The organism is Paraburkholderia panacisoli, assembly GCF_008369935.1.
In the GTDB taxonomy this organism is placed as follows: Bacteria; Pseudomonadota; Gammaproteobacteria; order Burkholderiales; family Burkholderiaceae; genus Paraburkholderia; species Paraburkholderia panacisoli.
On the sequence record NZ_VTUZ01000072.1, the window covers coordinates 21,554 to 31,014 of the forward strand.

The following is a 9,461-nucleotide window of genomic DNA, read 5'->3' on the forward strand; positions in this document are numbered from 1 at the left end:
TGCGTGCGGCCGTCTAGCTGGCGGCCGGCCGCCTTCTTGCTGACCTTCACCATGCCGCAGGCTTCTCGGCGTCCGCATAGCCTTCGCGATGCCAACTCGGCTTTGTCAAGATTCCGTCGAAGTGCACCCAATGAGCGTTGTTCCGGCCACGTCGCCGTCGTAGTGGCCGTTCTCGTTGGCGCCGGCGAAGTCGACGGCCCTGTTCGTCATGCTCAACCCAAGCGATTCAGCGGCACGCGTCAGGCGATAGCGATATGTGCCGCAGGGGCTGATAACGGCGCTCACGATCGATCCTCCTGATCCCAGGCAAAAGAAGCGGCGCATAGTGGTGAAATCCCTTTGTCAGGACGATGGAGGTAGATGTGACTACTTTTGCTATAGACGCCGTTCGCATCAACCCGGCGAACGACAGGATTACCCACGTGCGTTGGGCTCCCGTCGACCCGTCGACGCGTGACTGGTTGTCCCCCACGTCAATTGTCGGGGTGGTCGAAGTCGTCGCCGCGATCCGTCGGGGAGATGCTGTTTGGTCCCTTTTTACGCTTGGCGGCACACGGTATCTGGGGCCAAAAATTGTGTCTGTCGCGCACACCGACGGACACGACGGGATTGACACGGATGTCCCTGGCTCTCATGTCGAAAAATGCATTGACGATCTGCCGCACGTTTGACCGCATACCTTTAAGGCCGTCGGCGATCATCGCGCGCATCGTTTCTCGGCAGCCGCCAAGGTGCAACTCGAACCGGTTTCCGGAATCGCTCACTTCTTCCTCTTTTTATTCGTGTCGCGCATAAACGCCGTTTATTCGTTTGTTCGCTGTGCACCCATCTACCAGGCTATCCGGTCGGAGTCTCGATCTGCTTGCGCACTGCCGCCGCCGTGGCTCGAGAGCATCCGAGAAACTTCCGGATCTCCATGACCGTCCCGCGCAACTGGCCGGCGCCGATGGCCGTCATGACGCGGGTAACGTCGTCTGGCTGCTCGGTGGCCGGTGACTGGATCGCCGCGACCGGCCTACTGGCGTCCGTTACTTCCGTGACTGGCGCGGCGTGACTGGCGTACTGGGCGGGCGTTACCGCGACTTCAGTCACGTCAGTGGGGCGCAGCGCGAGCAGCCAGGCGAAGCAGGCGACACCTTCGAGCACGGCGGCGAACGCTAGGCCCGCGATCAGGTCGGCGTGCGCCACCGGCAAACCAAATGCGGTCAGCGCGCCGGTCACCGGGTCAGCCATCGCTGCGGCGCGCGGCGGTGCCGCTGTCTTGTGCGGCGTCGGCGCGCTTCGCTTCTGCTGCCTCGACGGCGAGCGCTTCGAGGCGCGCGGTCAGAGTTGCGCGCTCAACCCGGACGGTCGCGCAGTGCTCACCGCAGCGGCGCTCCGTAACTCAAGCCAATTTCGCGACAGCATCAGCGCGGTCGGCTGCAATCTCAGCCGGGCCGCGACCGTGAGTGACGACTGCCGGCGGCGCGGCGCGCAGCTCGCCGGCATGCTTCTGCGCCATCACGAAAAACACCGCATGCCCGTAGCAGGTGGCAGCCATGCAGGCGAGCCACAGCGCGGCGCCGATCACCCGAATACGCCATCCATGCGGACGGCACAGGGCAGGGAGCAGGTGAGCGGCGACAACCAGCACGACGCCGACGGCGATCCACAGCGCGCGCTCTGCTACCCACCCGCCGCGCTGCCAGCCTGCGACGATGGATAGGCACGCAGCAGTAGCGGTCGCCGTGACTGCGAGTAATGCCGGTTGCGTTCTCATTGGCGAGCATCAAAAGTTCGGCGTGACGTCAATTGCGACTTCGCAGGCACCGGCCGCGCGTACCTCAACGATGTACGACTCGCTGACGGCAGGAAGAATGCTCAGCCCGTCCTCACCACCGCATTCGCCGTCCGGGTGAGTCACACAATCGACGTGATGCGGCGGGAACTTGCCCAGCTCCTCGATCAATTCGGCGACAGTCATGCCACACGCGCTGCAACGTTCATTGCATTCCGTGCGTCGACCAGCTTTGTGAGCGTCGGTGACTTGGAAGTGGCGATCTTGTACGCATCCGAGGCCGCCTTCTTCCATGCAACAGCCGTCTGATAACTGCCGGAGATGACTGCCGGAGGAATGCGACGCCTGTTGCGTCGGCATCCATGCGGTCAAGACGGGCAACCCGTTCACAGCGGCGCCCTCTCATACGGTGGAGCGGGATTTAGACCCGGCGGCCGCCCCAGCTTATACGCGAGTGGCCCCCATTTATGCGCTGGCGTTCCTGCTGGCGTTCGGGTGAGCGCAAGATAGGTGCGTATGGCGCGGGCGGCATGGCGAGGCGCGTGGTGTGGCATCCACTTGGTGGAGGAAGCAGATGAAAGACCGATACGAAAAGGCCCCAGTCGGAGCCTTCGAGCAAATGAAGTCGACGATTGAGGAAATCGAGGAGGACATCGGGGCGCTCGAAGAAGAGGGCCACCACGCATCGGCGGAGATGCGCCGAAAGGTTGAAAAGCTGCGAGTTCAGTTTGCGGCTTTGACCGGAGAGCGGGTCGACGACAGATGACGTGATTTGCGGGCGTGCGGCGCGGCTCGCAGGTGATCAGGATGACGTCGACGAGGGCAGGGCGGCTTTGATCCAGTCGAGCACTTCCGGGCGTGCCTCGGTGAAGTGATGCGCGGCGAACCAGGCGGCAAATTCATCGTGCCACAGCTCGAGGGCGTAATCAGTTAGGTCGAATTCATCATCCGGCGCGCCGTGCCCGTCCTCGTGCAAAAACGTGTAGACCACGCGCTCGCCGTTCCAGTAGGCGACGGCAAAGTCGGTCAGGTCGGCTGTCGTGCCGCGCGGCTTGTCGCGGAGCAGCTTGGCGAGTTCAGCGTCGGCGGATTCGTGAGTCATTTGCATGGCGATCTCCCCTATCACGAGCACGCGCGTTGGCGTACTGGTTCCATTGTCGGACGGGACGCCGCCGTACGCGAGTCTGCAAAAAGTCTGCAGGTCTGGGGGTGCGGGTGTGGACTGCAGTGCTGCAGTGCGGTGATCGCGTTGAAGGGCTGGAAGGTGATGAAAGATGGCGTGCAGGCGGCCAAACAGGCGCCGTTTGCAGAAAATCGGCCTGCTTAATATGTGAGCAGTCGTCCCGCGAAGCCCGGCAGGCCTAGGCCCTCGGTCGTGATTCCATACTATGCGCATGAATACCTATACATGCGCACAAAATGCCCCGTGAAGCACATCCAGACCGCACCAACGCCCTAATCGCGATCCGCGAGCACGTCGGACGCCTCGGCACGGTCGAGGGGTAACGAGCTGCGAGAAAGCTCTTTCCGAACATCGGGAAGCCGACTTGGGAAAGTTGGTGCCGGCTGGTTCGCCTTGGCGAGCGCACCGACGTCGAACAGCCGGCGGAGGCTGTCGCGGTCGTCACGCGTCCGCTCACGCCGGTTACGCCGATCGCGGCAGACGTCGCGAGCTGCGCGGGTTTGAATTCGATCATCGCATCGCTGAGATGGACCCGGCGGCCCGTGCGTTGATCGACTACGCGTGGCCGATTGATCCGGAGACGGGTCGACGAGGGCGTCTGAAAAATCCGCTGCTCTTGACGGCGGGGCACGCTGCACTCGCACAGACGGCCAGTTTGGTCGTCAAGCACCGGGAGGCCATCTTTAATCAGGCGAGGCTCGAGGAGCTGTACGAAGTCATCATCGATGAGGTCGGGAAGGCCGATCGCGGCGTGCAGCGCGCGGTCCTCGCGCGGCTACGCGAGCTGTCGGAGCGACGCGGGAATCCGGGTGCCCGTTTCGGGCTCGGCGTAGCGCCGGCAACAGAGACGGCCGACTTCTAGGCCGGCCTACTGCGAATCTGCGCCGGCGGCGCTCAACGGTCATCGACACAAGCCTCCGCCAAGCGGACACCAGTTTCTGAATCTACGGGGCAAACCTTGACGGTCCCTCAACATCCACGCCGTCACCGTGCCGACAGGTGTATGGCACGCCAGCGGCAGACATCGTTGTTCCAAATACGGCTCCATCACCGCCAGGCTGCGCACAGTTCATTCCGGAGCTTGTGCAATACCACGCGACGTTTGCGCCAGAGTTCCCTGGTCCTGGCATGCAACGGCCGGATTGGCACAGGTTGCTTTCGCGTGAAACGTCTGCCGTGGGTGGCCGTGCAGCGGCGCATCTTGCGCCGTTCGCGATTTTGGTCGGGGTTTGTACCTCTTGAGCGTTGGCGCTGAGGACAAAAACGACGCCCAAAGCGATCCAACCTATCCGATTGCGAGAAATAAAAAGTTGCATGGCCGTCTCCTTAATGTTCACAACAACGTTTTCCATGAACTCATTTGCGCCAGGGTCAACGAAGACGACGCCACCGCAAAATAAGTGTAGGTGGTCGCAATCGAGCTCATCTGTCCGTTATATGAACGCCTCCCGTTTGCGACGGTTTTTCGTGTGCTACGACTGCGACAGGATGGGTTGCAGCTCTATATTCGGGCTTATTGCAGCCTGATACGCTGCGGCCCACTATGAAATCCGCTGACCCGCACCTCATTTTTCGCCCGAGCTCGAAGCTCTTGGACAGATTCAGGTTTAGCGAGTCCCGGTCCGACCTGTCTTGTCATCACATACGATTGCCAGCGCAACCTTTCGACGTGTCATCCTGCAAACGTTGAACTTGTACAGAGTGATTGCCGGTCAGGCCGGCTTCACGCTCACGTGATCCTTGTCATACTGTCGGTCATACGCCAGGATCGCCCAGATCGTGCCGGCTATCTTGTTTGCCTGTGCCACGATTGCCACATTCAGTGGTCGCCGCTTCTGGATCTGCTCAAGCCACGGTCCTGGCTCTTTCGTATGGAAGAGCACACTACGCGCGCCGTGAATCAGCAACGTGCGCAGATAGATGTCGCCGCGCCTGCTGATGCCCAGCGACTGGACCTTGCCACCTGAACCGGTTTGCGCCGGTACCAAGCCGAGCCACGCTGCAAATTCGCGCCCGGATCTAAATGTTTTGGCGTCCCCCATCGTCGCGACTGCGGCCGTCGCTGTCAGCAGGCCGACACCCGGTATCGCCGCGATCGCCCTACATGCCAGCCATGCCTGTCGACGCCGTTCGATTTCAGCAATTTGCTTATCAAGATTCGTCAGACCGTTCCACTGTTCGCGCAGCGTGTCGATTAGGATCGTCGGCAGGCGATCGACCAACCTCTCCAGCACGTCTGGCATCGCCTTGTCGAGTGCACCCTGACCCTTGCCCATCACCTCGCCGTATTCCGTCAGCAATCCGCTCGACGTTGTGCCGGCGGATCCTGTGGAGGACGTAGACGAGCATACTGTCGACCCGCTCGAGGCCGTCCGCCGGCTGCTGGATGACGCGCGCGACGTCCCGGTGTGCATACCTTTGAAATCGAGGTGTGCTGCGAAGAAGCTTCGCCAACAGGCGCGGCGCGAGGTGCGGGTGTCGAGCGTGACGGTCAGCCTACTTCGCAACGTCGGCGCGCAGCCCGCACCGACGCCGCCCGCAATCCCAGTTGTCCGGCAATTCGACCCGCTGTTGTATGAGCGGTTTGGCAAACTCACTTTAACCCGGTCGCCCGTCAGGGCGGCGGTGGGGAGGCCCGCTAGATGATTTTCAATGCCGTGTCGGTGTGTCCAAAGCCGGGAGCAAACATAAGGAAAAGTGCAACCCCGCAGAAATCGTGCTCAAATGCCCAGTGTTTATGATCGTTCAGCGAAAACGCAAGTTGATTCTCCGACGCAGTTATGTCGAAGGCTGATGCTGCCGATTGGGTTTTGCGGTATCGGTGACGGTATCGTCGATACACACGCTGGCAGCAACCCCGTTCCCGCAAGGGTGCAGCCACTGGATTGACAATCGAGTGGGAGCAGATTTTTCGTCGGGAACCATTATTTGCTAGTTGATTGACTATTAAAGCCCTGTTTTTTACAGGACTTTATATTTTGGATTGTCGCTTGGAAGTTCTCGCATTCTGAGAATGTGGGAGGAACTCGTGGCGTTTCGGTTTGGTGCAACTGCACTTGGCGACGGATAATAGCGGCTACATCATTTTGAGCGCTATTTTTAGGATTCCACCATGGAAATTAAAGTCAACTTTCTCGATAAGCTACGTCTTGAAGCCAGGTTCGATGACTTCACGGTAGTGGCCGACCAGCCTATCCGTTATAAGGGCGATGGCTCGGCGCCGGGTCCCTTCGATTATTTTCTGGCCTCATCGGCCTTGTGTGCAGCTTACTTTGTGAAGTTGTACTGCGTAACTCGCAATATTCCTACCGAAAATATCCGCCTGTCGCAGAATAATATTGTTGATCCGGAAAACCGGTACCAACAGATTTTCAAGATTCAGGTTGAGTTGCCGTCGGATATCCTGGAAGCAGACCGCCGAGGTATTTTGCGCTCTATTGAGCGTTGTACGGTGAAAAAAGTGGTGCAAGCCGGACCCGAGTTTGTAATTGAAGAGGTAGATAACCTGGATGCCGATGCTCAGTCGTTGCTGACGTTGAAGCCGGCTTCTGACGCCAGCACCTATATTGCGGGCAAGGATCTGCCGTTGGAGCAAACCATCGCCAATATGTCAGGCAGTTTGGCGGGCTTGGGCATGAAGATTGAAATCGCTTCGTGGCGCAATATCGTTCCCAATGTGTGGTCGCTGCATATCCGCGATGCGCACTCGCCGATGTGTTTTACCAATGGCAAGGGAGCAACCAAAGAAAGCGCCTTGGCGTCGGCGTTGGGGGAGTTTATCGAGCGCCTGAATTGCAACCATTTCTATGGCGGCGCATTTTGGGGCGAAGACATCGCCAATGCGGCGTTTGTACATTACCCGAACGAGTGCTGGTTCAAGCCTGGCCCTGAGGATGCGCTGCCGGCTGAAATTCTGGATGCGTACTGCCTGCAAATTTATAATCCCGATGGCGAGTTGTATGGCTCGCATCTGTACGACACCAACTCCGGCAATGTGCAGCGCGGTATCTGTTCGCTGCCGTATGTGCGGCAGTCGGACGGCGAAGTGGTGTATTTTCCGTCCAACCTGATCGAAAACCTATTCGTCAGCAATGGCATGAGTGCCGGTAATACGCTGGCCGAAGCGCAGGTGCAATGTCTGTCCGAAATTTTCGAACGGGCGGTAAAACGTGAAATTCTGGAAGGTGAAATCGCATTGCCTGATGTGCCGCACGAAGTGCTGGCGAAATACCCTGGCATTCTGGCTGGGATTCAGGGGTTGGAAGAGCAGGGCTTCCCGGTGCTGGTAAAGGATGCGTCGCTGGGTGGGACCTGCCCGGTGATGTGCGTCACATTGATGAACCCGCGGACAGGCGGTGTCTTTGCCTCGTTCGGCGCGCACCCAAGCTTCGAGGTGGCGCTGGAACGGAGTCTTACGGAATTGCTACAGGGGCGCAGTTTTGAAGGCCTGAACGATTTACCTCAGCCCACCTTTGTCAGTAACGCCGTGACTGAATCAAATAACTTTGTTGAGCACTTCATTGATTCCAGCGGTGTAGTGTCGTGGCGCTTTTTCAGCGCCAAAGCGAATTTCGAGTTTGTTGAGTGGGATTTTTCTGGCCAGGGTGAAAACTCCAATGCCGAGGAAGCCTCAACGTTGTTCGGAATTCTCGAAGACATGGGCAAAGAGGTGTACATGGCGGTGTATGACCAACTGGGCGCCGTAGCCTGCCGGATTTTAGTGCCCGGTTATTCAGAAGTTTACCCGGTAGAAGATTTGATCTGGGATAACACAAACAAGGCGCTGTTGTTCCGCGCCGATATTTTGAACTTGCATCACCTGGACGATGCGGGCCTGGCAGCAATGCTTGGGCGGTTGGATAACAGTGAACTAGATGAGTACTCCGATATTGCCACTTTGATCGGCATCGAATTTGACGAGAATACGGACTGGGGGCAGCTAACAGTTCTCGAGTTGAAGCTGCTGATTCATCTCGCCCTGCAGCAATTTGAGGCGGCGCAAGAGCTGGTGGGAGCCTTCCTGCAGTACAACGACAACACGGTTGAGCGCGGATTGTTTTACCAGGCCTTGAATGTGGTGCTAGAGGTGCTGCTCAATGACGACCTGGAACTGGACGACTACACGGTCAACTTCCGTCGGATGTTTGGCAACGCTCGGATGGACGCGGTAATGGGGTCGGTAGACGGCAGCGTGCGGTTCTATGGTTTAACGCCAACGAGTATGAAACTGGAGGGTCTCGATAGGCACGACCGCTTGATCGACAGTTACAAAAAATTGCATAAGGCGCGGGCAAATGTGGCGGCTACAGCGCGTTAGGGTTTCGAGTCATGGCTGGATGCGATGATGCCGTTCTGAAATTGACCCGGTGGGGGTGCGGCTAAAATCTTGGACTGGTTTATGCTGCAATTCCGAGACTCTGCCTGTATTCGAGCGGGCTGAGCGAGCCGAGAGAGACCTTGATCCGCTTGGCGTTATACCAGCGGATGTAAGAGTCAACTACCTCAATGAATTGCTCAACGGTCGTATCCCGCCAGTCCCGGGAATAAAACAATTCTATCTTTAGTCGCCCGAAGAAGCCTTCGCAGGCCGCATTATCGGGCGAGCATCCTTTGCGTGACATCGAGCGAACCAGCCTGGCATCGCGCATCCGCGAAAGCCATCCTGGCCAGCGATAGTGCGCACCACGATCGGAGTGGACCACGGGCCGATTCGTGCTGCTGCCCACCGTTTCGATGGCTACGTCCAACATGGTATTCACAAGGTCGGCGTCTGGCCGCGTGCCGATTGTCCAACTGACAACAAGTCCATCGAAACAGTCGATCAACGGCGACAGATAGACCTTGCCAGCCGGGATCTGGAACTCGGTGATGTCGGTGAGCCACTTTTCATTCGGAGCTGCTGCCCGGAAGTCGCGATCGATAAGGTTCTCTGGCGCAGGGCTTATTTCTCCCAGATAGGAGCCGTAGCGACGTCGCTTGGCAGTGGCAGCGACCAGGCCTTCCTGCCTCATCAAACGCCGCACGACTTTCTCCGATAGGGATACCTGGTGCCTGACCAGCGCTGCGCGTATTCGACGATAGCCATAGCAACGGTGATTGAGCTCGAAGACGTCTGCGATGACGCGACGCGCGCCAGCATACTTGTCAGCGACAAGCAGACGCGCGCGGTGATAGAAGTAGGAACTGCGGGGAAGACCCAATACGGCGAACAGCTCTGTCAGCGCGTAGGTCTGTTTCAGGGCATCAACCAGCATCGTCTTCTCCCGGTTGCTCAGGAGTTGCGGACCGACGCCCAGTCCTTTCCTGAGAAACTCGATCTATTCAGATGGCTTTTCCTGAAGGACATAACCCATCGATTCGGCTCGTCGGCTGAGATTGTTCAGGACCCGTTGTCGGTAGCGCTCTTCGTAATATTCGGCGCCGGGATCAACGTACTCCATCCCGTAGCGCAACGTGTTGTAGAACAACACTGCTACCTTGCGAGCCGTCGCAGTGACAGCC

9 protein-coding genes and 3 pseudogenes are annotated in these 9,461 nt (G+C 58.6%); 4 read left to right on the top strand and 8 right to left on the bottom strand.

Features of this window, described 5'->3' with window-relative positions; genetic code table 11:
- Positions 1 to 105: 105 nt before the first annotated feature.
- Positions 106 to 285 carry a hypothetical protein gene (locus FVF58_RS53845; RefSeq protein ID WP_246217547.1) on the bottom strand — a complete coding sequence of 60 codons (180 nt, stop codon included), beginning with the start codon at positions 283 to 285 and terminating at the stop codon, positions 106 to 108.
- Positions 286 to 362: 77 nt separating this feature from the next.
- On the opposite strand from FVF58_RS53845, the gene FVF58_RS53850 reads away from it, so the two are divergent.
- Positions 363 to 671, top strand: a complete 309-nt coding sequence (locus FVF58_RS53850; RefSeq protein WP_149676448.1) for a hypothetical protein — start codon at positions 363 to 365, stop codon at positions 669 to 671.
- Positions 672 to 837: 166 nt separating this feature from the next.
- On the opposite strand, the gene FVF58_RS53855 is transcribed toward FVF58_RS53850, so the two are convergent.
- From FVF58_RS53855 to FVF58_RS47530, 3 genes are all read right to left on the bottom strand, one after another.
- The gene (locus FVF58_RS53855) at positions 838 to 1,233 is read right to left on the bottom strand and encodes a hypothetical protein (protein ID WP_246217548.1); all 396 of its coding nucleotides are present in this window, start codon (positions 1,231 to 1,233) and stop codon (positions 838 to 840) included.
- A 151-nt stretch (positions 1,234 to 1,384) separates the two neighbouring features.
- Positions 1,385 to 1,759 carry a hypothetical protein gene (locus FVF58_RS53860; RefSeq protein ID WP_246217549.1) on the bottom strand — a complete coding sequence of 125 codons (375 nt, stop codon included), beginning with the start codon at positions 1,757 to 1,759 and terminating at the stop codon, positions 1,385 to 1,387.
- Between the two features lie 9 nt (positions 1,760 to 1,768).
- Positions 1,769 to 1,963: a hypothetical protein gene (locus FVF58_RS47530; protein ID WP_149676449.1), complete on the bottom strand. Its 195-nt coding sequence runs from the start codon at positions 1,961 to 1,963 to the stop codon at positions 1,769 to 1,771.
- A gap of 388 nt (positions 1,964 to 2,351) precedes the next feature.
- Here FVF58_RS47530 and FVF58_RS47535 point away from each other — a divergent pair, with 388 nt between their 5' ends.
- Positions 2,352 to 2,543 carry a hypothetical protein gene (locus FVF58_RS47535; RefSeq protein WP_149676450.1) on the top strand — a complete coding sequence of 64 codons (192 nt, stop codon included), beginning with the start codon at positions 2,352 to 2,354 and terminating at the stop codon, positions 2,541 to 2,543.
- Positions 2,544 to 2,579: 36 nt separating this feature from the next.
- Here the strand turns inward: FVF58_RS47535 and FVF58_RS47540 are convergent, their stop codons facing one another.
- Positions 2,580 to 2,885 (bottom strand): hypothetical protein, encoded by a 306-nt coding sequence (locus FVF58_RS47540; protein ID WP_149676451.1) that lies wholly within the window; start codon positions 2,883 to 2,885, stop codon positions 2,580 to 2,582.
- A 601-nt stretch (positions 2,886 to 3,486) separates the two neighbouring features.
- Here FVF58_RS47540 and FVF58_RS47545 point away from each other — a divergent pair.
- Positions 3,487 to 3,822 (top strand): hypothetical protein, encoded by a 336-nt coding sequence (locus tag FVF58_RS47545; RefSeq protein WP_149676452.1) that lies wholly within the window; start codon positions 3,487 to 3,489, stop codon positions 3,820 to 3,822.
- Between the two features lie 850 nt (positions 3,823 to 4,672).
- On the opposite strand, the pseudogene FVF58_RS47550 reads toward FVF58_RS47545, so the two are convergent.
- Positions 4,673 to 5,263, bottom strand: a pseudogene (locus FVF58_RS47550) (IS110 family RNA-guided transposase); the annotation flags it as partial.
- Positions 5,264 to 6,072: 809 nt separating this feature from the next.
- On the opposite strand from FVF58_RS47550, the gene FVF58_RS47555 reads away from it, so the two are divergent.
- The gene (locus FVF58_RS47555) at positions 6,073 to 8,277 is read left to right on the top strand and encodes an OsmC domain/YcaO domain-containing protein (RefSeq protein WP_149676453.1); all 2,205 of its coding nucleotides are present in this window, start codon (positions 6,073 to 6,075) and stop codon (positions 8,275 to 8,277) included.
- A 79-nt stretch (positions 8,278 to 8,356) separates the two neighbouring features.
- Here FVF58_RS47555 and FVF58_RS47560 read toward each other — a convergent pair.
- Positions 8,357 to 9,274: pseudogene (locus tag FVF58_RS47560) on the bottom strand (IS3 family transposase); the annotation flags it as partial.
- A 3-nt stretch (positions 9,275 to 9,277) separates the two neighbouring features.
- Positions 9,278 to 9,461, bottom strand: a pseudogene (locus tag FVF58_RS52385) (IS110 family transposase); the annotation flags it as partial.